The organism is Mycobacterium shunyiense (genome assembly GCF_058270075.1).
This window is the reverse complement of the sequence record NZ_JBZDPU010000015.1, coordinates 264126-288918: the sequence shown is the minus strand read 5'-3', so window position 1 is coordinate 288918 and position 24793 is coordinate 264126. Positions and strand designations below refer to the sequence as shown.

Genomic DNA, 24793 nt, shown 5'->3' with positions numbered 1-24793 from the left:
TTGATTTCGCGGTGAAGGTGCGGCTCAGCCGGCCGCGCCGCCGATGCCGGAGTTGCCCTTGTTGTGTGCCAGCTCGAACGGATCCAGCAGGTCCCACACGGTGGTCACGGCCTGGACCTTGAGTTCGGCGCCGGGCTCCTCCAGGTTGATCAAGTCGGCGATGATGTCGTAGCCGTAGTACACCGCTGACCCCGGCGGCGTGGTCTTGATCAGCTCGTTGATGATGGTCTGCCGGGCATCTCGCGCGGCGGGATCGTCACCCAGCGCGGGTGCCAGGCTGGGCAGAATCTTGCTGATCGGGATCACCGCGTTCACCCACGGCACGATCTGGGTGCCCCGGTAGATCTGCTCGGTCGCCTCGCGCACAAGCGGTTTGAGCTCGTTCGGCGCGGCGCCCATCAACGCATCCCGCAGATTCAGGATCTCGGGGGGAATGTCTTTCGGCTCGGGATCATTGTCGCGCAGCGGGTTGGGGTCCCACGGCGTAGCTGACTGGTCCTGGACCGCCGCGACCTTCGGGGTGACCGAGGTCTTGCTCGTCGGCTGCGCGACTGTCTCGGTATCCGGCTTTTCCGCCACCACGGGCGCCGGCTTGGGAGCTGCGGCCTGCTTGGGGGAGAACAGGTCCTTGAGCTTGGCGACCTCGCCGGCCTCGAACTCCTCGGCAGTGGGCTTCGGTTTGGGCGCGGCGGCCACCGGCTTGGCGGAATTGACGGTGTCGGTGACCTGGGCAGCGGTTTTGTCGATCTTGCCGGCGCGCTTCTCGAGGTTGTCCCTGACGTTTTCTTTGACCTTGGCCAACGGGACCTTGGACAACGGCTTGGGGCGCTTGACCTCGCCGGCCTTGGCAACTCCGCGCTTGGGTCCGGCGTTGACGTGCTGGGATGTGCTGCCGGTCGACTCCTTGGACGCACCGTCCGTCGAATCAGCGTGAGCAGTGCCCTGGCCGGCCACGGCGATCGCCGCGCCGACTCCTGCCGCCACCGCGACACCACCGACATAGCCGATGTATTTCGTTGACGCCATTGCCGTCCTTTCACAGCCGATCCCCAGCCCAGAGGCATCGTAGGGGGCTACGGCGTGATCGGCATCTCTTGGGTTGCATCGGGCTACACCTGGTGCCGCATACCGACCAGGTATCGAACAGACGTTCGATACACTGGTGAAGTGGGATGGCACAACGGGCCGCCGAGCTGGTCGGAGATGGAGCGGGTACTCACCGGCAAGCCCCGCCGTTCCGGCCTGCCATTGGAGCCCGCCGGCGACGGTGGGGACAGCCCGGCCTGGTCGCGCAAACGCGGCAGCTACCAGCCGCCCGAGGTTTCCCGCACACCCGGCTCGGTGCCGTATGCCGAGCTGCACACGCACAGCGCCTACAGCTTCCTCGACGGGGCGAGCACGCCGGAGGAGTTGGTCGAGGAGGCGGCCCGGCTGAACCTGCGGGCCATCGCGCTGACCGATCACGACGGGCTCTACGGCGTGGTCCGGTTCGCCGAGGCGGCCCGGGAGTTGGACGTGGCCACGGTGTTCGGCGCCGAACTGTCGCTGGGGAACGTTCCCCGCACCGAGGATCCGGACCCACCCGGCCCGCATCTGCTGGTGCTGGCCCGCGGCCCGGAGGGGTATCGGCGGTTGTCTCGCGAGATCGCCAAGGCACACCTGGCCGGTGGTGAGAAGGGTAAGCCCCGCTACGACTTCGACGGGCTCACCGAGGCTGCCGGTGGGCACTGGCACATCCTCACGGGCTGTCGTAAAGGCCATGTCCGCCAGGCACTCTCGGAAGGCGGTCCGGAAGCTGCCGCCGCCGCGCTGGCGGATCTGGTGGACCGGTTCGGGGTCGACCGGGTCAGCATCGAACTCACCCATCATGGCCATCCGTGTGACGACGAACGCAATGCCGTCCTGGCCGGGCTGGCGTCGCGGTTCGGGATACCGGTGGTGGCGACCACCGGTGCACACTTTGCGGCACCCGACCGAGGCCGGCTGGCCATGGCGATGGCGGCGATCCGGGCCCGCAACTCGATGGACACCGCGGCGGGCTGGCTGGCCCCGCTCGGCGGGTCCCACCTGCGTTCCGGGGAGGAGATGGCCCAGCGGTTCGGTCCTGAGATCGTGACGGCCGCAGCCGATCTCGGTGAGCAGTGTGCCTTCGGCCTGGCGCTCATCGCTCCGCAGCTGCCGCCGTTCGACATCCCGGCCGGGCATACCGAGGACAGTTGGCTGCGGCATCTGGTCATGGCGGGAGCAGCCGAACGCTACGGGCCCGTCGACAATGCGAAAAAGGCCTATGCGCAGATAGAACACGAGCTGCGCATCATCGAGCAGCTGAAGTTTCCCGGCTATTTCCTGGTGGTGCACGACATCACCCGGTTCTGCCGGGACAACGACATCCTGTGTCAGGGCAGGGGATCGGCGGCCAACTCGGCGGTCTGCTACGCGCTCAAGGTCACCAACGTCGACCCGATCGCCAACGAGTTGCTGTTCGAACGGTTTCTGTCCCCGGCCCGCGACGGGCCGCCCGATATCGACATCGACATCGAATCGGACTTGCGCGAGAACGTTATCCAGTACGTCTACGAGCGCTACGGCCGTGACTACGCCGCCCAGGTGGCCAACGTCATCACCTACCGCGGACGCAGCGCGGTCCGCGACATGGCCAGGGCGTTGGGCTTTTCCCAGGGTCAGCAGGACGCCTGGAGCAAGCAGCTCAGCCGGTGGAACGGACGTCCGAACTCGCCGGAGGCGGAAGACATCCCGCAGCCGGTGATCGAATTGGCCACCCAGATCGCCAATCTGCCCCGGCACCTCGGCATCCACTCGGGCGGCATGGTGATCTGTGACCGCCCGATCGCCGACGTGTGCCCGGTGGAGTGGGCCCGCATGGCCAACCGCAGCGTGTTGCAGTGGGACAAGGATGACTGCGCGGCAATCGGTTTGGTGAAGTTCGATCTGCTCGGCCTCGGCATGCTCTCGGCGCTGCACTACGCCATCGACCTGTTGGCCGAGCACAAGGGCATCGTCGTCGACCTGGCCAAACTGGATCTGTCCGAACCGGCGGTCTACGCGATGTTGCAGAAGGCCGACTCGGTAGGGGTGTTCCAGGTGGAGTCCCGCGCGCAGATGGCCACCCTGCCCCGGCTCAAGCCGCGGGAGTTCTACGACCTGGTGGTCGAGGTGGCGCTGATCCGGCCGGGCCCGATCCAGGGCGGCTCGGTGCATCCGTATATCCGTCGCCGCAACGGACTTGAGCCCGTCACCTACGACCATCCGTCGATGGAGTCCGCACTGCGCAAGACGCTGGGCATCCCGTTGTTCCAGGAGCAGCTCATGCAATTGGCAGTCGACTGTGCGGGTTTCACCGCGGCCGAGGCCGACCAGCTGCGCCGGGCGATGGGTTCCAAACGCTCCACCGAGAAGATGCGGCGGCTACGCAGCCGGTTCTACGACGGCATGGCCGAGCTTCACGGGATCACCGGCGAGGTGGCCGAGCAGATCTATGAGAAGCTGGAAGCGTTCGCCAATTTCGGCTTCCCGGAAAGTCATTCGCTGAGTTTCGCGTCGCTCGTCTTCTATTCGTCGTGGTTCAAGCTGCACCATCCGGCGGCGTTCTGCGCGGCTCTGCTGCGGGCTCAGCCGATGGGGTTCTACTCGCCGCAGTCCCTGGTTGCCGACGCCCGTCGGCACGGGGTGGTGGTGCACGGCCCTGACGTCAACGCATCCCTGGCCTATGCGACGTGCGAGAACCGCGGCATGGACGTGCGGTTGGGGCTGGGCAGTGTCCGCCACATCGGTGACGAGTTGGCGGGGAGGTTGGTCGATGAGCGAGATGCCAACGGGCCGTTCACCACCCTGATCGACCTGACCAACCGGGTGCAGCTGTCGGTGCCGCAGACCGAGGCGCTGGCCACTGCCGGGGCGCTGGGTTGTTTCGGGATCAGCCGGCGCGAGGCGCTGTGGGCGGCAGGTGCGGCGGCCACCCAGCGGCCCGACCGGCTGCCGGGGGTGGGCTCGTCCTCGCACGTGCCGCCGCTACCCGGGATGAGTGCGCTGGAGCTGTCGGCCGCTGACGTGTGGGCTACCGGTGTCTCACCGGACAGTTACCCCACCCAATACCTGCGCGCCGACCTCGACGCCCTGGGCGTGATTCCCGCCGACAAGTTGCTGGACGTCGTCGACGGGACCCGAATTCTGGTTGCCGGGGCGGTGACTCACCGCCAGCGTCCGGCGACCGCGCAGGGGGTGACGTTCATGAACCTGGAAGACGAGACCGGGATGGTCAATGTGCTGTGTGCGCCGGGGGTGTGGGCGCGCTACCGCAAGCTGGCGCAGACGGCACCGGCGCTGGTGGTCCGCGGCATCGTGCAGAACGCCAGTGGTGCGGTCACCGTGATCGCCGACCGGATGGGGCCGGTAGAGCTCAGGGTCGGCTCCCGGTCACGAGACTTCCGCTGAGCGCGGAGTATCCGCGCTCAGATCGACTGGGTCGCTGTCCGGGTCGACGGTCGGAGCGGCGCTGTCCTCCAGCCCGGTCCGCAGCAGCGACCAGGCCAGCCGCCGCGCGGCGGTGGCCCGCTCGTGCAGGAGATGCTGGACGGCCGGGATGGGGTTGGTCTCCGGGGTCCGGCCCTCGACCACATCGGCGTGCAGATCCTCGGCGACCTGGATCGCCATCAGCACCGCATCGTTGACCCGGTTGAGCGCATCCTGCAGGCGGTCGTCCTGGCTGAGCAGGTGGGCGTTGTCGAGCTCGACCGAAACGTCGCTCACCACCTGGCTGATCTGCCCGAAGAGCGCGTTCATCGCGGCTTCCCGTTCGGCGCGGTCCGGGTTGCGCAGCTGCGTCGCGCCTTCGGTCCACAGCGTCGCGAGCATCCGGGTGTGTGCGCCCACCGCGCGGGACACCTCGATCATCGCCTGCTTCTGCAGTTGTTCCAGCAGGTTGTTGCGTTCGATGCGGGCGAGTTCGTGCTGGGCCACCAGTTCGGCGTGGTGCAGTTTCTGCTGCGATTCCATCTGGGCCCGATGCCATTTCTGGGTCAGGGCGAGTTCCAGCGCCGACCGCTCGTCGGCGGCCGCCAGCTCACGGCGCAGCCGTTCGTCGGCCTGGGCGATGTCGTTCTTGGCCTGACGCTGGATGGTGAGGGTCAACCACATCGTCACCATCACGACGACGAAGACGACGCCACCGAAGAACCACTCGGCCTTACTGCCGGATGCTCCCGGGCCGAACACCAGATAACCGACGATCGCCAGGCCCGTCAGGCCGCCGCACACCAGCCATCCCTTGTTCGCCTTGGTGTCGACCGACGGCGGGTTGGGGGAGGCGGCTTGACCCACCACAGCCACCCGCATCGGCTCGGTCACCTCGCCCACCTGGTCGTAGTCCGGCGGGGCGCCCACTGAAGACTCAGCGGCCCTTGTCGATTCAGTTAGTCCGGCCATGTCGACCTCCCGTCGGCCAAGCCTGCCACCGTGCCGGCGTTCAGAGTAAGGCCACCCTCGACGCCGTGTGCTACCGGCCGGTGCACCCGCACCCGCATACCCTGTTTTTCGTCATTCTTCAAGTGCCCCTAGCGATGACGTGCCGCTCCGAAACCGCTAGTGTCATCGGCGTGCTCACCGTGAGCGGCGGTGAATCGGACCCGATGGTCCGGCAACCGGCCGCCCACTTTCTGTTGATCTGTTCGCTTGAGAATTGAGGGCCCATGGGACAAAACGCGACGCTGGAAGGTGATTCGGCGGTCATCGTCAGTCTGTCGGAAGCGGCGATGCACATGTATTCCGCTGCTATCGACGCACTGCCCTTCCCCGAGGACAAGAAGTTCCACAAGCGCGCCGACGTCGTCCTGTCCGGCCTGCGCAAGCTGCGTGCCTCTCTGGCCGAGGCGGCCAGCAGCAACCGGCCGTCTCCTGCGGTCATCGTGGCGCTCAGCGGAGTGCGTCAGCGGTATGACTCGCTGATGGCCCACGCCGCATCGGCTCCGGGTTCCTCTCTGGGACAGCAGATCTACGTCACCCGCGTCCACGCCAAGCTGTCGGCTCAGGAAGTCGCCAACGGCGCCGGTCTGCGCGACGGACTGCTCGACGAACTCGAGGCCGGCGCAACGCCGACCGATGCCGAGGCCGCCAAGATCCGCGACACCATCGCCGCGCTCGGCGGGTTGCCCGGCGACGATCACGGCATCCACGCTGTCCCGTCCTCGGTTGACTATGCGTCATCGGACGAGCCGCAGGCCAACGGCTGGGAGCCGGTCCTGGTCTCGGAGAACGCCGGCTGAAAAGCCCGTGTGCCGTCGTCGAACAGGCGTCGGCGCGCAACCTCCATCGGTTAGCTGAGTTGTAGTGCAGCGCACGATGATTGGAAGCTCCCCAGCAAACTGCTGGGGAGCTTCTCTGGTTCGGCGAACGGTTGTAGTCTCGCGGCATGACAGCCGAACCAGACCTGAACTTGACCGTTGACGAACTCCTCACCACCACGCGCTCGGTGCGCAAACGTCTCGACTTCGAGAAGCCGGTCTCGCGCGAGGTGCTCATGGAATGTCTCGACCTGGCGCTTCAGGCCCCGACCGGGTCGAATGCACAAGGCTGGCAATGGGTTTTCGTCGAAGACCCGGCAAAGAAAAAGGCTCTGGCTGACATCTACCGGGCCAACGCGAACCCCTACCTCGACCTACCCAAGCCGCAGCGCGGCGACATCCGCGACCAGCAGATGGATGCGGTGACGAGTTCCGCCAGGTACCTCACCGACAACTTCGAGAAGGCGCCGGTGCTCATGATCCCGTGCCTCGAGGGCCGTCCCGACGGTGCACCCGCCGGCATGAGCGCATCGTTCTGGGGTTCCCTGCTCCCCGCGGTGTGGAGCTTCATGCTGGCGCTGCGGTCGCGGGGGCTGGGATCGGCCTGGACGACGCTGCACCTGCTCGGCGACGGCGAGAAGCAGGCTGCCGAACTGCTGGGCATCCCGTTCGATCGGTACGCCCAGGCGGGTCTGTTCCCGGTCGCCTACACCGTGGGCACCGATTTCAAGAAGGCCAAGCGTCTTCCCGCCGAGCAGTTCTCGCACTGGGACAGTTGGTGAGTCCGGGCGCCCTGGGGCGCCTGATGTCCGAGATGAAATTGTGAAGCCGGAGTATGAACACTCTGTGGGATTCGGGCGTGGGTCGCGTGTCGGCCCACGCCCGCGGCGTAACTAGACGCCGCCGGCGAACCCGTGTTGGCGCCAGGCCTCATAGGCGGCGACGGCCGCCGCATTCGACAAATTCAGCGACCTCCTGCCGGAGAGCATCGGAATGCGCACCTGCGCGGTGATATTGGGATCGGCCAGAGTTTGTGCATCCAGTCCGGTGGGTTCCGGGCCGAACATCAGTACGTCGCCGGGTTGGTAGGAGACGTCGGTGAACGACGTCGACGCGTGCGCGGTGAACGCGTAGACCCGGGCCGGCATCAGTGCGTGCCACGCCGCCGCCAGGTCAGCGTGCACCGTCACCGATGCCAGGTCGTGGTAGTCCAGGCCGGCCCGGCGCAGCTTGGGTTCGGACAGATCGAAACCCAGCGGCTCGACCAGATGCAGCTCGCATCCGGTGCCCGCCACCATCCGGATCGCATTGCCGGTGTTGGGTGCGATACGGGGAGAAAAGAACATCACCCGGAACATCCGATGATGATCGTATGGGGGACCGCCCGGTGACGAATCGGGATGCAATTCCAGGCGTGAATCAGCCTGCGAATCGGAGCGGGAAATCGGCAGGTGTTTGGGCAAGCACATCGCTGTTTGCTCGATTACCACACAACTCCGCTACAGCTCGGTCACGAACTCTGTCTGTTCAGTAAGAATTGTGGAAACGCTCGCGAGCTGCTGTCATACTCGTGCAATTGCCAAGGCGTTTGACGCCCGCCCCCGCGTGGGCGGAAACAGCAGGAAGTCTTATGAATCACGCCCCACGAGTAAATTGCGGCCACGCAGCCGGTAGTGCGGTTGGGCGCCGATGACTGCCTTTACGCAGCTGAAACAGGCTGACGGCACCCTCGTCGAATTCTCCCCAGCACCATCGGCTCCGGCCAAGCGCCCTTCGCGCTGGTCTCCGGCCAACTGGCCGGTCAGCCGGAAAGTCCTTGCCATCGTCCTCGTGCCGCTGATCCTGGCCGCGACGTTCGGTGGCTTGCGCATCTATGCCAGTGCCAGCGCTGCCGGAGATCTCCGGTTGGCCGCCGACCGGGCCGAATTGATTCCCGGTATCGACGACTACATGGCCGCCATGGAGGGTGTGCTCATCGCAGCTACCGAGGGTGGCGATGGGCAGGCCGCGATGTCCACTTTCAATGACCGGAAATTGGACCTGCAGCAACGTCTGGAAGCAACCGAGGTGGCCGAAGACGTCGGCCAGGCGGTGGGCAGTCTGCTCACCAAGGGGCCGGAACTCGTCGATGCCGTGATGTCGAATTCGATCGACCTCCGTCAGCGCATCCTCAACTACGGCCCGCTGCTGCTGACTGGGGAAGCTGCCATCACCGGTTCGGTGCACAGCAACCAGCAGTCGCTTCAAGCTCAGGTCGAGGCGCTGGCCCGGGCGGTCGGCGCGCGCGGGCAGATGGCCATCCAGCAGATGTTGGTCACTGCGGGCGGTGCCGAGCCGGAACCCTTGCTGCGTACCTCGATGATCACGATGGCCGGTACCGAACCGTCCACGGTCGCGGCACTGACCAAGGTCCTCGGAGGTGGCTCCGAGGAGGCGGCCACACTTCGCGCCGAGATGGTCAAGCGCATGGCGATGATGTCCAACCCAGGCATTCCGCTGGTCGGTAACCCGGACATGCTGGCCTCGCTGCAGGCCACCGACAAGATCGCCGGGGCGATCATCGAGAACACCACCTCGGCGATTCCGGCCGCGGTCGAGGCTCAGGCCAACGACGCCCGCAACGACGCGATCCGCGACGCGATCCTGGTTGCGACCGCCATCGTCAGCGCCATGGTCATCGTTTTGCTGGTGGCCCGCTCGCTGGTGCGTCCGCTGCGGACCCTTCGGGACAGCGCCCTGCGGGTGGCCCATCAGGATCTGGCCAAGGAGATCGAACGGGTCCGCGCCGGCGGCGAGCTGGTTCCGGTCACCCCGATCCCGGTGCAGACCACCGAGGAGGTCGGCCAGGTGGCCCACGCCGTCGATGAGCTGCACGAGCAGGCGGTGTTCCTCGCCGGCGAGCAGGCGCAGCTGCAGTTGCAGGTCTCCGACATGTTCGAGACGTTGTCGCGGCGCAGCCGCTCACTGGTCGATCAGCAGTTGACGCTCATCGATCAGCTGGAACGCAACGAGGACAACCCGGAGCGCTTGGAGAGCCTGTTCCGGCTCGATCACCTGGCTGCCCGCATGCGCCGAAACGGCGCCAACCTGTTGGTGCTGTCCGGATCCAAGCTGGCCCGCGAACACAGCCGCCCGGTCCCGCTGGCGACGGTGATCAACGCCGCGGCCTCGGAGGTGGAGGACTACACGCGCGTCGTCACCGCTTCGGTGGCCGACGTCGAGATTGCCGGTGCCGTAGCCGGCGACTTGATCCACATGCTGGCCGAGCTGCTCGACAATGCGCTGCGCTATTCGCCGCCGATCTCGCAGGTGCGGGTGTCGGCCGTGCACGCCGCCAAGGGTGCGTTGGTGATCGAGGTCAGCGATGTCGGCCTCGGCATGACCGAGGCCGACCTGCGGGTCGCCAACACCCGTCTGCAGTCCGGCGGCGAGGTCAACCCCTACACCGCACGCCACATGGGTCTGTTCGTGGTCGGGCGACTGGCCACCCAGCACGGTCTGGTGGTGCGGCTGCGCAGCACCGTCGCCGAGGAACCGAGCTCGGGCACGACGGCGGGGGTGTACGTCCCGGCGACGCTGTTGGCCCGGGACGGCGGCGACGCCGTCGACGAGCTGCCCTATGGCATGCCCGTCGATGCCCATGCCGGGATCGCCACGGCGTTGTCGTTGGACGCCGATCCCGCCGACACCTCTATGTTCGGGTCCGGTCTCGACGAGCCTCATGTCAACGGTGCCGATGTTCCGTTCGACCTGCTGCCTCAGCGCAGTCCCGGAGCCAGCGGTATCTCGGAACTACCGGGCACGCTGGCCCCCCAACCGGAACCCGAGGCCGAGGAACCGGCTGAGGAGTCCGAGGACGAGCCGGTCAGCGAGTGGCCGCAGCAGTGGCCGGTGCACACCGAAGAGAGTGCGGCCCTGGCCAAGGGGCAAATCGGCGCAGCGGCGGAGCCGGCTTCGGACACAGCCGCGGACACAGGGGCCGACACCACGGCCGACGAAGACGCGGAGCCCGGACGTCTGTCACCCACCAACACGTCGTCGTTCTTCGCCTCGCGCGGCCAAGCCGCCACGAACGGCGTCAACGGTCTCAATGGTGTCAACGGTCTGAATGGCCACGGCGACCTCAACGGCCACGGTGACCTCAACGGCCACAGCGACCTCAACGGGGTCAACGGTGTGCACATACCGGATCCCGGCGAGGGACCGGCAGAACCCGTCGAAGTGTCCCAGTCCGACAGCGCAGAGGTCGAGGGCGACTCGATCTATCAGTCGATGGTCTCGGAATTCGAGATCGACCCGACGACGCACGTGCGCAGCGCCGACCTGGACTGGAAGACCGTCTGGGAGAAGGGCTGGTCGGTGGCTGCCGCGGCGCAGGACGCGCCCGTGGAGGAGCACACCGAGGAAGGCCTGCCCATGCGTACGCCGGGCGCCCGTCTGGTGCCGGGTGGCGTCGCTGCCGCGGTCGGGGTGGCCGGCGAGTCCAACGGTCGTCACCGCAACGGTGGAGTACACCGCACCGACGACGGCTTCGAGGCGGTAGCATCGGCAGACGAACCTGACAGCGGCATGTTCGCGGCGTTCAAACCGCGTGACCCCGAGGCTGTCCGTACGAGCACCAGCAACCTTTTCGGAGGCGTGCACGCCGGACGATCGCATGCCCGTGAGACCAGAGGAACCGATAACGAATGACCCGTCCGACGCAGCGCGACTCCCTGGACTGGCTCGTGTCCAAGTTCGCCCGCGAGGTATCCGGGGTGTCCCACGCGGTGCTGGTTTCGGCCGACGGACTGCTGATGGCTGCCAGCGAACACATGCCGGTCGAGCGGGCCGACCAGCTCGCCGCGGTCTCCTCCGGCCTGGCGAGCCTGGCCACCGGTGCCTCCCAGTTGTTCAACGGCGGTCACGTGATGCAGTCGGTGGTCGAGATGGAGAACGGCTACCTGCTGCTGATGCGGGTGGGCGACGGCTCCAACCTGGCCACCCTGACCGCCCCGTCGTGTGACATCGGGCAGGTCGGCTACGAGATGGCGATTCTGGTCGAACGGGTCGGCGCGGTGGTGCAGTCTTCGCGCCGTACACCGCAGCCGTCCTGAGTCCCCGACCCCTTCTGCCCTTCGCGAGGTGCCTGTGGACGAACCGGAAACTACTGACCGTCCGAGTCTGGTGCGGCCGTACACGCTGACGGCCGGCCGCACCGACTCGCGCGTGCACCTTCCGCTGGAAGCGCCGATACAAAAAACCGACACGACACGTGAACCGCGCTGGACTGGGCACGATGTGCGCGCACAGATCGTAGAGTTGTGCACCGGCAGTCCATCGGTTGCCGAGATTGCCGCTCATTTATCTCTCCCGCTCGGCGTGGCGCGCGTGCTGATCGGGGACTTGGTGACGCAGGGTTATCTACGGGTGGAAGCCACCCTTGATGATTCGGCTAGCTTCGACGAACGCCGCGAATTGATTGGAAGGACCCTGCGTGGCCTACGAGCACTCTGAACCCCGCTCGGCCTCCGGCGGTGGCGCCCCCCGACGTGGGGCCGCCTCGACGAAGATCGTCATTTCTGGCGGGTTCGGGGCAGGGAAGACGACATTCGTCGGTGCGGTCTCCGAGATCATGCCGCTGCGCACAGAAGCGTTGGTCACCAACGTGTCTGAGGGCGTCGACGCCCTGGACGGCACCCCGGACAAGCGCACCACGACGGTCGCCATGGACTTCGGCCGCATCACGCTGGACGAGGATCTGGTGCTCTACCTGTTCGGCACCCCCGGCCAGCGACGGTTCTGGTTCATGTGGGACGACCTGGTGCGCGGTGCGATCGGGGCGATCATCCTTGTCGACGTGCGGCGCCTGCAGGACAGCTTCGCGGCGGTCGACTTCTTCGAGGCCCGCAAGCTGCCGTTCATCGTCGCAGTGAACGAGTTCGACGACGCGCCAAAGCATCCCACCCAGGCAGTCCGTAAGGCTCTGGCACTCCCGGAGCACATCCCGGTGGTCGCCGTGGACGCCCGTGACCGCAACTCGGCCAAGGCTGCCCTGATCGCGGTCACCGAGTACTCGTTGACGACGATGTCGGCGTTGCCCGGCTGAGGCGTGGTAGCTGACGAAACCGCCTGGGCGGACAGGGAATTCACAGGTCACGACTTCCGCGAGGAAGATCTGAGCCGGTTGCGCACCGAGCGGGTGGTGTTCACCGAGTGCGATTTCAGCGGTGTCGACATGTCCGAGTCGCAACATTTCGGCTCGGCGTTCCGCAACTGCACGTTCCGCCGCGCCACGCTGTGGCACAGCGAATTCACCAACTGCAGCCTGCTGGGTTCGGTATTCACCGAGTGCCGGCTGCGGCCGATCAAGATCGTGGAATCGGACCTGACGCTGGCCGTGCTGGGCGGCTGCGATCTGCGCAACGTCGACCTGTCGGACTGCCGCTTGCGGGAGGCCAGTCTGGTCGGTGTGGACCTGCGCAAGGCGGTGCTACGGCAGGCGGACCTGACCGGCGCACGCGTGCAGGACGCCAAGCTCGATGAGGCCGATCTGCGTGGTGCCCGCGTCGACCCCACGTTCTGGACGACCGCGAAGCTGCGCGGCGCCAAGATCGACATCTCCCAGGCGCTGGCCTACTCGGCTGCCCACGGCCTCGACGTCCACGGCGGCTGACCTTTCCGCGCTTTTGGCGCGCAACTACTGGCGCGTCGCGCCCGCGCTTTGTCGCGCCCCCGCTTTGTCACGCCAGAGTGGCTCTCGGCGCCGAGCGTCACGCCAGAGTGACGCCCCGGCACGCTCCGACACCGCTTTGTCACGCCAGAGTGGCACCCGATGTCGAGCGCCACTCCAGCGTGACAATGGGGAGCCAGCGGGGCAGACAGCGCCGCACCCAGCGGGTCGGGGGACCGAAGCGCGTCAGGCCGATTTCAGCCGGATCCGCCAGCGGACGAACCCGGTGTAGACGATGCAGATCAGCACGAGGATGCCGATGTTGATCAGCCACACCGACGGGGTGTGCTTCCAGTGCGAGTCGGCGGGCAGCAGCGGTGGCGGCACCAGGCGGGTCAGGTCGATGGTCGATGCCGAGGCTGCGAAGCCCCAGCGCGCCGGGGTGATCCAGGACAACTGATCCAGCACGACCCGGTCGGTCACCGGGATCATGCCGCCGGAGAACACCAGCTGGCTCATCACCGTCACCACCAGCAGCGGCATGATCTGTTCCGCTGAACGGGCGAGTGCCGAAAGCGCGAGCCCGACCATCGCCGAGGCCACACACGTCATCGAGATGTCGATGAACAATTCGAGGTTGCGGCCGCCGAGGAACGCACCTCTGTCGACGGCGCCAGGGCCCCAGCCCTTTCCGAGGATCGTGATCACCGTGACGATGGCGGACTGGATGACCGCGAACACCGCGAAGACTGCGATCTTGGCCATCAGGTACGCCGTCGTCGACAGGCCGACGGCCTGTTCACGCCGGAAGATCGCCTGCTCACCGATCAGTGCCCGGATGGTCAGCGCGGTGCCCATGAAGATTGCGCCGACGTTGAGCATCACCAGGATCTGGCCCGGTTCGTTGGGCGCTTCACCGCCTTGGACGGCCGGCACCGGCAGACCGAACCCGACATCACCGGGCACCGACAACGACAGCACACCCATGATGAACGGCAGCATCAACAGGAACGCGGTGTAGCCGCGGTCGGACACGATCAGCCGGACTTGTCGTCGGGCGATCGTGGACAGCTGGCGGAACAGGCTGGTGTGCGTCGGCTCGCCGAGGCTCTCCGGTTTCTCGGCGGGCGGTTTCGGCGGCGGAGGGCCGTGCTTGGCGAGGTACCGCTGCTTGGCTCCTTCAGGGTCGCCCGCGACGGTGCTGAAGATGTCGGCCCAGTTGGTGGTGCCGAGTTCCTCGCCGATCTGGTCGGGTGGCCCGCAGAATGCGGTCTTCCCACCGGGCGCCAGCAGCAGCACCTGATCGCACACGTCCAGATACGTCAGGGAGTGGGTGATGACGAGCACGACGCGGCCGGCGTCGGCGAGCTGCCGCAGCATCGTCATGACCTGGCGGTCCAGCGCCGGGTCCAGTCCCGACGTCGGTTCGTCGAGGATCAGCAGCGACGGGCCGGTCAACAGTTCCAGGGCAACCGAGGCGCGTTTGCGCTGTCCGCCGGACAGCTTTTCGACCCGAGTGTCGAGATGTTTGGTCATCTCGAGTTCTTCGAGCACCTGCATGACGACCTGTTCACGGTCGGCTTTGGTGGTGTCCGGCGGGAGTCGCAGTTCGGCGGCGTACATGAGTGCCTGCCGGACGGTGAGCTGGCCGTGCACGACGTCGTCCTGAGGCACCATGCCGATTCGGGATCGCAGCGAGGCGTACTCGGCGTGGACGTCGTGGCCCTCGAACGTGACCGTGCCGCTGGTCGGATGGGTCAGGCCGGCGACCTGGCGGGCGAACGTCGACTTGCCCGCACCTGACGGGCCGATGACGGCGGTCAGCATGCCGGGTCGTGCGTCGAGCGAGATGTTCTCGAGCAGCGTCTTGTTGCCCTCGATCGTCCAGGTCAGGGCCCGGACCTCGAGCCCCCCGGTACGGGTGTCGGCCTCGGTCTCGCTGCGGCGCACCAGGGTGCCGCCGGAGAACACCAGGTCGACGTTGCCGATGGTGACCACGTCGCCGTCATGCAGGATCGCGGAGTCCACGCGGGCGCCGTTGACGAACGTGCCGTTGATGCTGCGTTCGTCGCGGATCGCGGTGCCGCCGGTCATCGGGATCAACGTGGCGTGATGCCGCGAGGCCAGCACATCGGGGATGACGATGTCGTTGTCGGTTTCGCGGCCGATCTTCACCGCGCCTGCCGGGGCCGGGCTGGGGCGTCCGGGGCGCAGGATCTTGAGCATGCTGGTCGCGATGTTGCCGCCGGACTCACTGCTGCCGCGGACGCTGGCGGCCGGCCCCATCGTCGTCGGCGCCGCGCCCGGGTTCGAGTTGCGAACGGGAGGGGGCTGATAGGCCTGTGGACCGCTGGGGTGGCCGGTCTGCGGGCCACTCGGGTAGCCGGATTGCGGCCCGCTCGGGTAACCGCCCTGTGGGCCGCTGGGATACCCGGTGGGTGGCGTCGGGTAGCGAGGTTGTGGGCCCGACGAGAAGCCGGGGCGCTGGGCGGCGGGCGGCTGGCCGTACTGCTGTCGGCCGGGTGCGGCCTGGGTGGGCCAGGCGCCGCTGGGCCGGTTCGCGATCGGTACTGCCGCTGTCGGCGTGCGGCCGACGGACCCCTCCTGGACCCGGCCGACCTCGAAGGTCAGCTGTGGTCCGTCCGGGTTGCCGATGTTGACGACCTGGCCGTCATGGATGTCGAGCGTGGGCACCCGGCGGCCGTTGGCGTACATGCCGTTGAGGCTGCCGTTGTCGATCGCGACCCATCGGCCTTGGTCGAAGCGCAGCACCAGGTGGGCACGCGAGATCAGCGGGTGGGCGATGCGGACGTCGGCGCGGAGGTCTCGGCCGATGACGACATCGTTGCCCGGGGCAAAGGTACGGGTCGACCCGTCGTAACGAACGGTCAGCGCAGGGCTCATCGCGCTCAACTCTATCCGTTGTTCTCACCGGGGCTGGGCCGTTGCCGGGGTGTGGCGGCGTGTGACGATGGCACGCATGGGTTCTGAAGGGGCGCAGAAGGTGGCCGTCCGGGTGCTCGGCGCGCTGCGGCAGGTGGGCATTGTGCTGGCCGGTGCGGCGGCGGTGTGGTTGGTGTGGGCCTTGGCGCTGAGCGCTTGGGCGCGGCTGGTTGCGCCGCGCAGTGCAGGTGAAAGCGCCTGGTACACGCTCAACCTGCACCGCTGGGGCGACGCGTTGCCGAATCGGATGGCGCTGGTGGTGACGGTGATCGCGGTGGTGCTGATCGCGGCGATGGCCTACAGCGTGTGGCGCGGACGCACCGACCGTGATCTGGCGGCCACCCCGGCCGGCGCCGCGGGTGTGGCGGCATTACTGGTCATCGCTTACGTCAGTCAGGGCATCCCGGCGTTCTACCGCCGGGTGATGGACAGCGCCCCGGTCACCGCGGCGTTGCCTCTCGGTGCGGCGTCGTGGTGGTTGTGCCTGGCCGGTGCGGCGGCGACGTTCCTGGCCGCGCGAGCGTTCCCGCGGTTGGAACGCGGCTCGGTGAAGTTGCTGGCGGTCGGCGCAGCGATCGCCGTCGTGGTTGCCGCGGTGGTGACCGTCGGCGCCTCACGCGCCGGTGACGACGGGCGCTTCGTCGACGCGTCGACGGCGGCAGCTACCGATGTGCCCGCGATTCCCGCCGCGTTGGGGAAGCGGACGTTCACCGTGTCGTTGCCTGACGCGTTCGGCGACAAACACGTGTCGTTATACGACATCGATTCGGCCGGAGCCGGTTTCGTCGTGTATCAGAACGGCCGCATCACGGCCTACGGTTCCGACGGCAAGGAGCGGTGGCACTACGCCCGTACCGGGCCGGCGGAGATCGGCGTCAATGGGATGCGGGTGGTCGACGACGGCGCCACGGTGTTGGCGTTCATCGATGGTGGCCTGGTCGGTCTGGATGCAATCACCGGTGAGCAACTGTGGACCAGTGGCGATGACGCCCTGACCACGGCGGCCCGCGGACGTTTTCGCGCCGCGACCGGGCCGTTCATCGTGGCGTGGAACGACGAGCGCATCTGGTCCCGGTACGACGGCCGGACCGGCCGCGCGTTGTGGAGCGTGCCCGCTCCGCATCCCGGATGCGGAATGGTCGAACCCGTGGTGGCCGCCTCCGGCGTGGTGTCCGCAGTTCAATGTGAGGACGGCAAGGTCTGGTTGAGCGTGCTCGATCCCGAGACCGGCCAAATCGGTTGGGACACATTGCTGACGGAGCGAAAGATCGACCCGAAGGCGCCGCTCGAGCAGCGCTATCTGAGATTGTCGGACCGGCCGGCCAACGGCATCGGAGTCTTCGTTTCCATTCTGGGATCCGGAACACCCGCGGATGTCAGGTATGCCGATATCGTTCACCGCACAGTCAGCCCGTTGCCTGCGGATGGGCGTCTGGCCGAGTCCTATGGTCCCGGTGATGATTTCGTGGTGTGGTATCTCGACGATCGGGCTACCCGGCTGACCCTGTTCGGTGCTGACGGTCGTCAACGGTGCCAGCTCCCCGATGGCCTCGAGCCGGCTCGCTCGACGGTGCCGAGTCGGCGGGTCGATCAACCTGCCTACGTGGCGTTCCCCGACACCCTGGTCCTCGCCGACCGGGGCGCCGCGGGATCACTGCGCACCTTCGACGCGAAGACGTGCGCTCAGACCGCAACGGTGCCTGCTCAATCGGTAGAGGGCTTCGTCCCGTCCCCGGGTGCGGTGTTGGTGTTGCGGAGCGAGGGGAAGACGCTGCACATCGACGGGTACACCGGCTAAGCCGGCGGAGTGGCCAGGGCCGGCACGGCTTCTGCCGGGTAGCGGTCCTGGGCGTCCCAGACGTCCCAGGTCTGCACCGCCCAGAACACCGCGAAAAGCACGATGAGGATGAGTTCGACGGTGATCACGCCGAAATGCCATCCCAGGATCAGCAACACGACGCCGGCCACGACGGTGAGGAGCATGAGCGCGGCGATGGTCGCGTAGAACCGGGCCAGGTGCTGTCGCACCGCGGCCCGCGCGTAGCACGCGTGGTAGACCGCCACGAGCGTGATGGCCAGGAACATCGCCACCGCGGCGATGACGTGTGCATGCTCGGCGAACCAGTCCCACAGCATCAGCGGGGCGCCGGCGATCGCGATGGCCAACAGCGCTGTCGGAAGCCACTTTTCGACCCGAAGCAGCGCGGTGGCAACGGTCTTCCACAGAGTGGCGGCCTCGGCGCAGGACGGTTCGGACGGCACGGGCGGCACTTTCGGGCGACGCCAGCGGTCCAGCGCCAGATACATCCCGGCGCCGACGGCGACGGCCACGAACAACGCGGCGACATTGTTGGCGACGCCGCCGAAGGGGTCGGCCACGCTGGGAAGCCATGGCTGACACAGGTCGTCGCCGGGGCCGGTCGGTACCAGCGCCACGATGAAGGCCATGAAACCGGAGTAATTGAGCAGTGCGTCCTCACCCACCCGGCTGCCCTTGTAGGCGATCAGGCAGATGCCGATGGCGCACAGGGACGCCAGGAACACCGCGTGGGTGCGGGTGTAGAAGAACGCGCTGATCGACCCCTGCGGGCAGGTGTGTGCCCAGGTCAATGCCAGCGAGGTCAACAGGAACACCACCAGCGCCACCAGGCCGACCCGCACGTAGCGGTAGGTCACCATGGTGTCGCTGACGGCGTCTGTGCTCACTTCACGAGTGTGTCCGGGGCTCCCGTCACCACGCAATGGGTATGGCTGTAGATCGTCGGCATGCACTCGTTGCAGTGCGTGCAAAGCGATTTGACCGAACCCTTTTCGTCCTCTGCCTTGATCCGGTTGAGCAGATCGGGCTCGGCGAGTAGTGCGCGGCCCATCGCGACGAAGTCGAAACCCGCCGCCATCGCCCGGTCCATGGTCTCCCGGTTGGTGATGCCGCCCAGCAGGATGATGGGCATGGTCAGCTCAGCGCGGAACTTCTCGGCGTCGCGCATCAGATACGCCTCGTGGTACGGGTATTCGCGGAAGAACTTGTTGCCACTCATCCGGATGCCCCAGCTGATCGGTGGCTTGAAGTTCGCCGCGAACTCCTTGACCGGAGCGCCGCCGCGGAACAGGTACATCGGGTTGACCAGCGAGCTACCTGCGGTGAGCTCGATGGCGTCCAGTCCGCCGTCCTCCTCGAGCCACTTCGCGGTCTGCAGCGACTCGTCGATCGGGATACCGCCGCGGATGCCGTCGCTCATGTTGAGCTTGGCGATGACGGCGATCTTCCTGTCGCCGTGCTTGTCGACGGCGTCGCGCACCGCGCGCACCACACCGCGGGCCACCTTCGCCCGGTTCTCCAGTGAACCGCCGAACTCGTCGGTGCGTCGGTTGATCAGGGGGGACAGGAACGAGCTGGCCAGATAGTTGTGGCCGAGGTGGACCTCGACCGCGTCGAATCCGGCGTCGATGGCCAGCCGTGCGGCATTGGCATGTGCTTCGGTGACATCGCGGATGTCCTCGATCGAGGCCTTCTTGGCGAACCGCATCGACAGCGGGTTGAAGAACCGCACCGGCGCCAGCGCCTTGGCCTTGTTGGTGCGCGAGTTGGCGACCGGCCCGGCGTGGCCGATCTGGGCACTGATGGCCGCGCCCTCGGCGTGGATGGTCTCGGTGAGTTTGGTGAGTCCGGGCACGGCCTCGGGCCGCATCCAGATCTGCCAGCCGTCGGTGCGGCCGCCGGGGGAGACCGCGCAGTAGGCGACGGTGGTCATGCCGACGCCGCCGGCCGCGGGCAGGCGGTGATAGTTGATCAAATCATCGGTGACCAGCGCATTGGGTGTGGATGCTTCGAAGGTGGCGGCCTTGATGATGCGGTTGCGCAGCGTCACCGGGCCGAGTTTGGCCTCACTGAATACGTCAGTGAACACATTGGGCTGGGTGTTCATATGCTGAGCCTGCCACGCGGCTGACACAATGGCACCCGTGGGTTCCATTGTGTTGGACGGTAAGGCGACGCGCGACGAGATCTTCGTTGATCTCAAGCAGCGCGTCGCGAAATTGACCGAAGCGGGCCGGACGCCCGGGCTCGGGACCGTGTTGGTCGGTGACGACCCCGGTTCGCAGGCTTACGTGCGCGGCAAGCATGCCGACTGCGCCAAGGTCGGGATCAACTCGATCCGCCGCGACCTGCCTGCCGACATCACCCAGGCGCAGCTCGACGAGACCATCGACGAGCTCAACGCCAACCCGGAGTGCACGGGCTACATCGTGCAGCTTCCGCTGCCGAAGCATCTGGACGAGAACGCCGCGTTGGAGCGCATCGATCCGGCCAAGGACGCCGACGGTCTGCATCCGACCAACCTGGGCCGGCTCGTGCTGGGCAAGGAAGCGGCTCTTCCCTGCACGCCTCGCGGCATCGTGCACCTGCTGCGGCGGTTCGACGTGCCGATCGCCGGAGCGCATGTCGTGGTGATCGGGCGCGGGGTGACGGTCGGCCGGCCGATGGGCCTGTTGCTCACCCGGCGCTCGGAGAACGCGACGGTCACGCTGTGCCACACGGGTACCCGCGATCTGCCCGCTCTGACGCGGCAGGCCGACATCATCATCGCCGCGGTCGGGGTGCCGCACATGGTGACCGCCGACATGGTCAAGCCCGGTGCCGCCGTCGTCGACGTCGGTGTGAGCCGGGTGGACGGCAAGCTCACCGGTGACGTCGCGCCCGACGTCTGGGACGTGGCCGGGCACGTGTCACCCAACCCGGGCGGGGTGGGGCCCCTGACGCGGGCGTTCCTGCTGACCAACGTCGTCGAGGCCGAAGAGTCGAAACTGGCGTGACAGTGAACGAGTTCGTCCGCAAGGTGTTCGCCGGCCAGTGGCCGATCCTCGTGGTCGGGCTGATCTTCATCGCGGCCTTCGCCTTGGTGGTGGCGGGCTATTGGCGCCGCGGCGCGCTGGTCATCGGGATCGGCGTGGGCGCGGCCGCAGCGCTCCGGCTGGCCCTGACCGATGACCGGGCCGGACTTCTGGTGGTGCGTTCGCGGACCATCGACTTCACGACCACCGCGACGGTGAGTGCCATCGTGCTCTACATCGCGTGGACCATCGACCCGCTCGGCACCTCGTAATTCTCTCGACCGAGTGGCCAGTTATTGCACTGAACTGACGAAAGTCCGTGTCATAACTGGCCTTTCGGCGCGGATCAACTCAATTTCAGCGCGGCCGCCACGATCGGCTTGGCCCACTCCGGCGTGTTCGACAGATCGGCCGGACCGACGATCTCGCCGCGGGCCACATGTAGCACCAGGACCGGCAGTGGCGCGTGCTCACCGGCCGGATCGGCGTCCGCGGAGTTGTCGTAGACGCGGAGTTCGGTGACCACCGGGAGTAACTGCACGAGGTTCTGCCTGCTGTGCCGCCACCGGCGCCGGATCGACGATTCCGGGATGTCATGACCGCCGGCGCCCACCCGGTGCCGGACCCGCTCGATGTGCAGCTCGGGGGAGGCCAGCCCGACGTACCAGATCCGCACCTCGAATCCCGCGGCGATGGCTTCAGTCAACAGTCGGGGGATGGTGCTGCCGGCGAGGGTGGATTCGATGGCCAGGTCGAGCTTTTCGGCGATGGCGCGTTCCAGTAGCCGCTTGCCCTGATGCCAGGCCAGGCTGTTCGCCCGGGTCTGGTCGAGCTCGGGATTGGCGGCCATCAGCTGGCGAGCGGCTTCGTCGGGGTTGAAGTAGTCGCCTCCGAACGAGCGGATGGTGGCACCGCCGATGCTGCTCTTGCCGGCGCCGTTGACCCCGGCAAGGACGTAGATGCAAGGCACCTGAGGGGCTCAGCCTCGTTGTGCCGATTGCGCCGCGGCGCCCAGCTGTTCGGGTGTTGCGTCGAATGCAGCAGCCATGGCTGTCTTGGATTCGGGCGTCTGCATGCGTTCCAGCAGGGTGTCGAATTCCTCGGTCAGCTCGTCGAGGGCCGGGGCGTTGGCGCGGGTGAGCGCTTCGAACTCGGCGTAGGACACGAGCACTGCCTTGGGGGCGTTGTGTTTGGTGATCGTGACGGCGCCGCCGAGGGCAGCCTGTTCGACGATCGCGGCGAACTCGTTCTTGAACCGGGTAGCCGCGACGGACGGTACGTCGACGAGCTCGCCGGCGCGGTTGCGGAAAGTCAGAGTTGTCATATGGCCATTTTAGCCATTTTGGCTATTTCAGCCACCCTGATACTCACAGGAAATGCCCAGTAGGCAATCTTGCCCAGTAGGCAATAATTCGCCTACCGTGGTGGCATGGAACCGGGACTGCGGGAACGCAAGAAGCTCGACACGCGACGGGCGCTGAGTGATGCGGCGCTGACGCTGGCGTTCGAGCGGGGCCTCGAGAATGTCACCCGCGAAGACATCGCCAATCTGGCCGGGGTCTCGCTGCGCACCTTCACCAACTACTTCGCCGGCAAGTTCGACGCGCTGGCCTACCGGCAGCAGGAGCGCTTGCGGCGCAGTATCGACCTGTTGCGCTCGCGCCCGGCCGATGAACCGTTGTGGACCGCCATCACCGAATCGGTGGTTAATCCGGTGGACGCCGACATGTCCGACGTCTACGGTGTGGAGAACGCGCTGCCGACGCGTCAGCAGTTGGCCGAGGTCCGAAAACTGCTGATGATCCCGGAGATTCGCGATGCGACCTTCCGGGGGATGTCCGACGAGTGGGTGGCGGCAATCGCCGAGCGGACCGGCACCGACCCGGAACGTGACATGTACCCGCGGCTGGTGGCCGCCGTGGTGCGTGCCGTCGGCGATGTCGCGATGGACGAGTACGGGATCGCCGATCCGCCAGTGTCTTTCACATCACTACTGCGTAGAGGGTTCGCGGCGGTGGCCGCGGGCCTGCCGGAACCAGGAGGGAACTCATGAACGAGAACAAGGTGGACGTCGTCGTCTCCGGTGCCGGACCCAACGGTCTGCTGGTGGCCGGTGAGTTGGCGCTGGCCGGTGTGCGGCCGGTGGTGTTGGAGCAGCTGCCTGAGCCTAGTGAGGAGCTCAAGGCGAACGGCATTGTCGGGCAGGCCAACCGCGTGCTCGACCTGCGGGGCCTGTACCGGACGCTCAGCGGAACGGACGATGCTCCGGAGCCGATGGGGGGCTACATCTTCGCGGGCATGCAGGTGCCGTTCGCCGATGTCATCGACAATCCGATGTACGGCATGCTGATTCAGCAGCCCAAGGTCGTGCGCCAACTCGTGGAGTGGGTACAGGGGCTGGGGGTCGAGATCCGGTGGGGGCATGAGCTCGTCGATCTCCGGCACGAATCCGACGGCGTCACCTTGGAGGTCGCCACACCCGCAGGGAACTACCGGCTGTCGACCACCTATCTCGTCGGCGCCGACGGGGGCCGCAGTCCGGTCAGGAAGAAGGCCGGCATCGATTTCCCCGGGCTGACCACCGAGATGGTCGCGAGAGTGGCTCACATCAGCCTGCCGGATGAGTTGCGCGCGGGCTACGGCCAACTGAACATCCCTGGCGTTGGACGAATCCCGTTCGGACACAATCGCTTCGACAATGGTGTGCTGATCTATGCCGAGTTCCAGGAGGGGCGGTCGATGCTGGGGACCATCGAGTACGGCTCCGTGCTGCCCGAGGATGCACCGGAGCTGACGATCGACGAGTTGCGCGCGAGCGCGAGGCGAGTGGTCGGTGCCGATCTGCCGATCGAACCCCCAGACGGGCCGGGACCGCATGCTCTTCGACGGATCAACGGCCAGAACACCCGTCAGGCGGAGCGGTACCGCGCCGGCAACGTCTTCCTGGTGGGAGACGCCGCCCACGTGCATTCGGCGATGGGCGGCCCTGGTCTGAACCTGGGACTGCAGGATGCGATGAACCTCGGCTGGAAGCTGGCCGCCACAGTGCAGGGCCGGGCACCTGACGGCCTGCTGGACAGCTATCACAGCGAGCGCTGGCCGGCCGGGCAGCGGGTGATGATGCACTCGATGTCCCAGGCCGCCCTGATGGCCTCGGGGCCCGAAGTCACGGCGCTGCGACAGCTTTTCGGCGAACTCCTGGCGACGCCGGACGGCGCGGCGCACATCGCCGGGGTCCTGGCCGGCTCGGACGTCCGGTACGACGTCGATGACGAGCACCGGCTGTCCGGATACTTCGTGCCTGATTTCGTCCTGGATGACGGGCGCCGTATCGCCGAGCTGCTGCAGTCGGGGAGGCCGTTGTTGCTCGACCTGTCCGGCGGCGATTGCGCCGACGTGATCGAGGGCTGGCGCGACCGGCTGGACGTGACGGTGGCGACCGCACAAGACCGGCCCGCTGCGTTTCTGCTGATCCGGCCTGACGGCTATGTCGCCTGGGCGGCAGACGAACTCGCCGAAACCGACCAGGACCGGCTACGTGGTGCGCTGCAGCGTTGGTTCGGGCCGGAAGCGGAACTGGATGCGCTCAGCGCCTGAGGGCGCGGCGCAAGACGGCGGGGTGGCGGGCGATCTTCGGTCCGAGCAGGAGTGCGAAGACCGTGGTCGCGAGCCACGGCCGCAGGTGCGGGCGCAGTCGCCGAATCTGGCCGTTGTCGTCGAGTTCGAGCACCAGCGCGTCGGTGATGGTGACGCCTGCGACCCTGCCTTCGCTGACCGCCACGCGAATCGGTCCCTCGCCGATCGGTTCCTGCCATGACAGCTGCCCCAGGCCTCCGTACACCCCGGTGAGCAGCGAGCGGAGATCGTCGTGTCCGCGGAACACCATCCGGCCGGACAACGGCGAGATGAGTTCCGCGTCCGGGGCCAGCGTGGCCATCGCCCGGTCGATGTCGTTGGTACGGGTGGCCTCGCAGAACGCGTTGACCGAGTCTGTCGTCGTTGTCATCGCCCCATCCTTCAGTCACTTGCGAATTGCAACCCACCCTAATCTCTGTTCATTGCAATTCGC

22 protein-coding genes are annotated in these 24793 nt (G+C 67.0%); 13 read left to right on the top strand and 9 right to left on the bottom strand.

What is annotated here, in order from left to right; all coding sequences use genetic code 11:
- Window positions 1-24: 24 nt before the first annotated feature.
- Window positions 25-1026, bottom strand: a complete 1002-nt coding sequence (locus AC4ELH_RS15720; protein ID WP_498885298.1) for a hypothetical protein — start codon at window positions 1024-1026, stop codon at window positions 25-27.
- 141 nt (window positions 1027-1167) lie between these two features.
- Between AC4ELH_RS15720 and AC4ELH_RS15715 the strand changes: the two genes are divergently transcribed.
- On the top strand, window positions 1168-4452 hold the full coding sequence (locus AC4ELH_RS15715; protein WP_448448560.1) for an error-prone DNA polymerase: 3285 nt from the start codon (window positions 1168-1170) through the stop codon (window positions 4450-4452).
- On the opposite strand, the gene AC4ELH_RS15710 is transcribed toward AC4ELH_RS15715, so the two are convergent.
- Entirely contained in the window at window positions 4435-5442 is a 1008-nt protein-coding gene (locus AC4ELH_RS15710) for a hypothetical protein (RefSeq protein WP_254358844.1), read from the bottom strand. The genes AC4ELH_RS15715 and AC4ELH_RS15710 overlap by 18 nt on opposite strands.
- 263 nt (window positions 5443-5705) lie before the next feature.
- On the opposite strand from AC4ELH_RS15710, the gene AC4ELH_RS15705 reads away from it, so the two are divergent.
- Together AC4ELH_RS15705 and AC4ELH_RS15700 are read left to right on the top strand one after the other, a co-directional pair.
- Window positions 5706-6278: a hypothetical protein gene (locus AC4ELH_RS15705; RefSeq protein ID WP_064880189.1), complete on the top strand. Its 573-nt coding sequence runs from the start codon at window positions 5706-5708 to the stop codon at window positions 6276-6278.
- Between the two features lie 146 nt (window positions 6279-6424).
- Window positions 6425-7078 carry a nitroreductase family protein gene (locus AC4ELH_RS15700; protein WP_064880188.1) on the top strand — a complete coding sequence of 218 codons (654 nt, stop codon included), beginning with the start codon at window positions 6425-6427 and terminating at the stop codon, window positions 7076-7078.
- Between the two features lie 111 nt (window positions 7079-7189).
- Here AC4ELH_RS15700 and AC4ELH_RS15695 read toward each other — a convergent pair whose 3' ends face one another.
- On the bottom strand, window positions 7190-7654 hold the full coding sequence (locus AC4ELH_RS15695; RefSeq protein ID WP_448448561.1) for a tRNA (cytidine(34)-2'-O)-methyltransferase: 465 nt from the start codon (window positions 7652-7654) through the stop codon (window positions 7190-7192).
- A gap of 331 nt (window positions 7655-7985) precedes the next feature.
- Between AC4ELH_RS15695 and AC4ELH_RS15690 the strand changes: the two genes are divergently transcribed.
- From AC4ELH_RS15690 to AC4ELH_RS15670, 5 genes are read left to right on the top strand one after another with little or no spacing between them, the layout of a single operon-like run.
- Window positions 7986-10988 carry a HAMP domain-containing sensor histidine kinase gene (locus AC4ELH_RS15690; protein WP_448448562.1) on the top strand — a complete coding sequence of 1001 codons (3003 nt, stop codon included), beginning with the start codon at window positions 7986-7988 and terminating at the stop codon, window positions 10986-10988.
- Window positions 10985-11392 (top strand): roadblock/LC7 domain-containing protein, encoded by a 408-nt coding sequence (locus AC4ELH_RS15685; RefSeq protein ID WP_019346515.1) that lies wholly within the window; start codon window positions 10985-10987, stop codon window positions 11390-11392. The genes AC4ELH_RS15690 and AC4ELH_RS15685 overlap by 4 nt, the downstream gene beginning before the upstream one ends.
- A 34-nt stretch (window positions 11393-11426) precedes the next feature.
- Window positions 11427-11792: a DUF742 domain-containing protein gene (locus AC4ELH_RS15680; RefSeq protein WP_082448780.1), complete on the top strand. Its 366-nt coding sequence runs from the start codon at window positions 11427-11429 to the stop codon at window positions 11790-11792.
- A complete protein-coding gene (locus AC4ELH_RS15675; protein WP_003882325.1) occupies window positions 11773-12384 on the top strand; it encodes a GTP-binding protein in 612 nt (203 codons plus the stop codon). The genes AC4ELH_RS15680 and AC4ELH_RS15675 overlap by 20 nt, the downstream gene beginning before the upstream one ends.
- 3 nt (window positions 12385-12387) lie before the next feature.
- Window positions 12388-12951, top strand: a complete 564-nt coding sequence (locus tag AC4ELH_RS15670) for a pentapeptide repeat-containing protein (protein WP_064880182.1) — start codon at window positions 12388-12390, stop codon at window positions 12949-12951.
- Window positions 12952-13194: 243 nt separating this feature from the next.
- On the opposite strand, the gene AC4ELH_RS15665 is transcribed toward AC4ELH_RS15670, so the two are convergent.
- On the bottom strand, window positions 13195-15852 hold the full coding sequence (locus tag AC4ELH_RS15665) for an FHA domain-containing protein (protein ID WP_165609750.1): 2658 nt from the start codon (window positions 15850-15852) through the stop codon (window positions 13195-13197).
- Between the two features lie 76 nt (window positions 15853-15928).
- Here AC4ELH_RS15665 and AC4ELH_RS15660 point away from each other — a divergent pair, with 76 nt between their 5' ends.
- Window positions 15929-17689 carry an outer membrane protein assembly factor BamB family protein gene (locus AC4ELH_RS15660; RefSeq protein ID WP_448448563.1) on the top strand — a complete coding sequence of 587 codons (1761 nt, stop codon included), beginning with the start codon at window positions 15929-15931 and terminating at the stop codon, window positions 17687-17689.
- On the opposite strand, the gene AC4ELH_RS15655 is transcribed toward AC4ELH_RS15660, so the two are convergent.
- Together AC4ELH_RS15655 and AC4ELH_RS15650 are read right to left on the bottom strand one after the other, a co-directional pair.
- A complete protein-coding gene (locus tag AC4ELH_RS15655) occupies window positions 17686-18570 on the bottom strand; it encodes a diphosphate--fructose-6-phosphate 1-phosphotransferase (protein WP_448448619.1) in 885 nt (294 codons plus the stop codon). The two genes, AC4ELH_RS15660 and AC4ELH_RS15655, sit on opposite strands and share 4 nt — an antisense overlap.
- A gap of 23 nt (window positions 18571-18593) precedes the next feature.
- Entirely contained in the window at window positions 18594-19817 is a 1224-nt protein-coding gene (locus tag AC4ELH_RS15650) for an NADH:flavin oxidoreductase (protein ID WP_064960809.1), read from the bottom strand.
- A gap of 37 nt (window positions 19818-19854) precedes the next feature.
- On the opposite strand from AC4ELH_RS15650, the gene AC4ELH_RS15645 reads away from it, so the two are divergent.
- Both AC4ELH_RS15645 and AC4ELH_RS15640 read left to right on the top strand, forming a co-directional pair.
- Window positions 19855-20706, top strand: a complete 852-nt coding sequence (locus AC4ELH_RS15645) for a bifunctional methylenetetrahydrofolate dehydrogenase/methenyltetrahydrofolate cyclohydrolase (RefSeq protein ID WP_064880194.1) — start codon at window positions 19855-19857, stop codon at window positions 20704-20706.
- Window positions 20703-20996 (top strand): DUF3017 domain-containing protein, encoded by a 294-nt coding sequence (locus AC4ELH_RS15640; protein WP_055109665.1) that lies wholly within the window; start codon window positions 20703-20705, stop codon window positions 20994-20996. The genes AC4ELH_RS15645 and AC4ELH_RS15640 overlap by 4 nt, the downstream gene beginning before the upstream one ends.
- A 74-nt stretch (window positions 20997-21070) precedes the next feature.
- Here the strand turns inward: AC4ELH_RS15640 and AC4ELH_RS15635 are convergent, their stop codons facing one another.
- The gene (locus AC4ELH_RS15635) at window positions 21071-21694 is read right to left on the bottom strand and encodes an ATPase (protein ID WP_498885290.1); all 624 of its coding nucleotides are present in this window, start codon (window positions 21692-21694) and stop codon (window positions 21071-21073) included.
- Window positions 21695-21703: 9 nt separating this feature from the next.
- On the bottom strand, window positions 21704-22048 hold the full coding sequence (locus AC4ELH_RS15630; protein WP_064880174.1) for a type II toxin-antitoxin system Phd/YefM family antitoxin: 345 nt from the start codon (window positions 22046-22048) through the stop codon (window positions 21704-21706).
- A gap of 105 nt (window positions 22049-22153) precedes the next feature.
- Here AC4ELH_RS15630 and AC4ELH_RS15625 point away from each other — a divergent pair, with 105 nt between their 5' ends.
- Window positions 22154-22777 carry a TetR/AcrR family transcriptional regulator gene (locus tag AC4ELH_RS15625; RefSeq protein ID WP_498885288.1) on the top strand — a complete coding sequence of 208 codons (624 nt, stop codon included), beginning with the start codon at window positions 22154-22156 and terminating at the stop codon, window positions 22775-22777.
- Window positions 22774-24321 carry an FAD-dependent monooxygenase gene (locus tag AC4ELH_RS15620; RefSeq protein WP_498885286.1) on the top strand — a complete coding sequence of 516 codons (1548 nt, stop codon included), beginning with the start codon at window positions 22774-22776 and terminating at the stop codon, window positions 24319-24321. Before AC4ELH_RS15625 ends, AC4ELH_RS15620 begins: the two co-directional genes overlap by 4 nt.
- Here AC4ELH_RS15620 and AC4ELH_RS15615 read toward each other — a convergent pair.
- Window positions 24311-24730 carry a nuclear transport factor 2 family protein gene (locus AC4ELH_RS15615; protein ID WP_498885285.1) on the bottom strand — a complete coding sequence of 140 codons (420 nt, stop codon included), beginning with the start codon at window positions 24728-24730 and terminating at the stop codon, window positions 24311-24313. The genes AC4ELH_RS15620 and AC4ELH_RS15615 overlap by 11 nt on opposite strands.
- Window positions 24731-24793 lie beyond the last annotated feature (63 nt).

Bases quoted from the DNA above. Each gene is read 5' to 3' on its own strand.
- AC4ELH_RS15720 (WP_498885298.1), bottom strand. From the start codon at position 1,026: ATGGCGTCAACGAAATACATCGGCTATGTCGGTGGTGTCGCGGTGGCG.
- AC4ELH_RS15710 (WP_254358844.1), bottom strand. From the start codon at position 5,442: ATGGCCGGACTAACTGAATCGACAAGGGCCGCTGAGTCTTCAGTGGGC.
- AC4ELH_RS15705 (WP_064880189.1), top strand. From the start codon at position 5,706: ATGGGACAAAACGCGACGCTGGAAGGTGATTCGGCGGTCATCGTCAGT.
- AC4ELH_RS15700 (WP_064880188.1), top strand. From the start codon at position 6,425: ATGACAGCCGAACCAGACCTGAACTTGACCGTTGACGAACTCCTCACC.
- AC4ELH_RS15695 (WP_448448561.1), bottom strand. From the start codon at position 7,654: ATGTTCCGGGTGATGTTCTTTTCTCCCCGTATCGCACCCAACACCGGC.
- AC4ELH_RS15690 (WP_448448562.1), top strand. From the start codon at position 7,986: ATGACTGCCTTTACGCAGCTGAAACAGGCTGACGGCACCCTCGTCGAA.
- AC4ELH_RS15685 (WP_019346515.1), top strand. From the start codon at position 10,985: ATGACCCGTCCGACGCAGCGCGACTCCCTGGACTGGCTCGTGTCCAAG.
- AC4ELH_RS15665 (WP_165609750.1), bottom strand. From the start codon at position 15,852: ATGAGCCCTGCGCTGACCGTTCGTTACGACGGGTCGACCCGTACCTTT.
- AC4ELH_RS15660 (WP_448448563.1), top strand. From the start codon at position 15,929: ATGGGTTCTGAAGGGGCGCAGAAGGTGGCCGTCCGGGTGCTCGGCGCG.
- AC4ELH_RS15655 (WP_448448619.1), bottom strand. From the start codon at position 18,570: ATGGTGACCTACCGCTACGTGCGGGTCGGCCTGGTGGCGCTGGTGGTG.
- AC4ELH_RS15650 (WP_064960809.1), bottom strand. From the start codon at position 19,817: ATGAACACCCAGCCCAATGTGTTCACTGACGTATTCAGTGAGGCCAAA.
- AC4ELH_RS15630 (WP_064880174.1), bottom strand. From the start codon at position 22,048: ATGACAACTCTGACTTTCCGCAACCGCGCCGGCGAGCTCGTCGACGTA.
- AC4ELH_RS15625 (WP_498885288.1), top strand. From the start codon at position 22,154: ATGGAACCGGGACTGCGGGAACGCAAGAAGCTCGACACGCGACGGGCG.
- AC4ELH_RS15620 (WP_498885286.1), top strand. From the start codon at position 22,774: ATGAACGAGAACAAGGTGGACGTCGTCGTCTCCGGTGCCGGACCCAAC.
- AC4ELH_RS15615 (WP_498885285.1), bottom strand. From the start codon at position 24,730: ATGACAACGACGACAGACTCGGTCAACGCGTTCTGCGAGGCCACCCGT.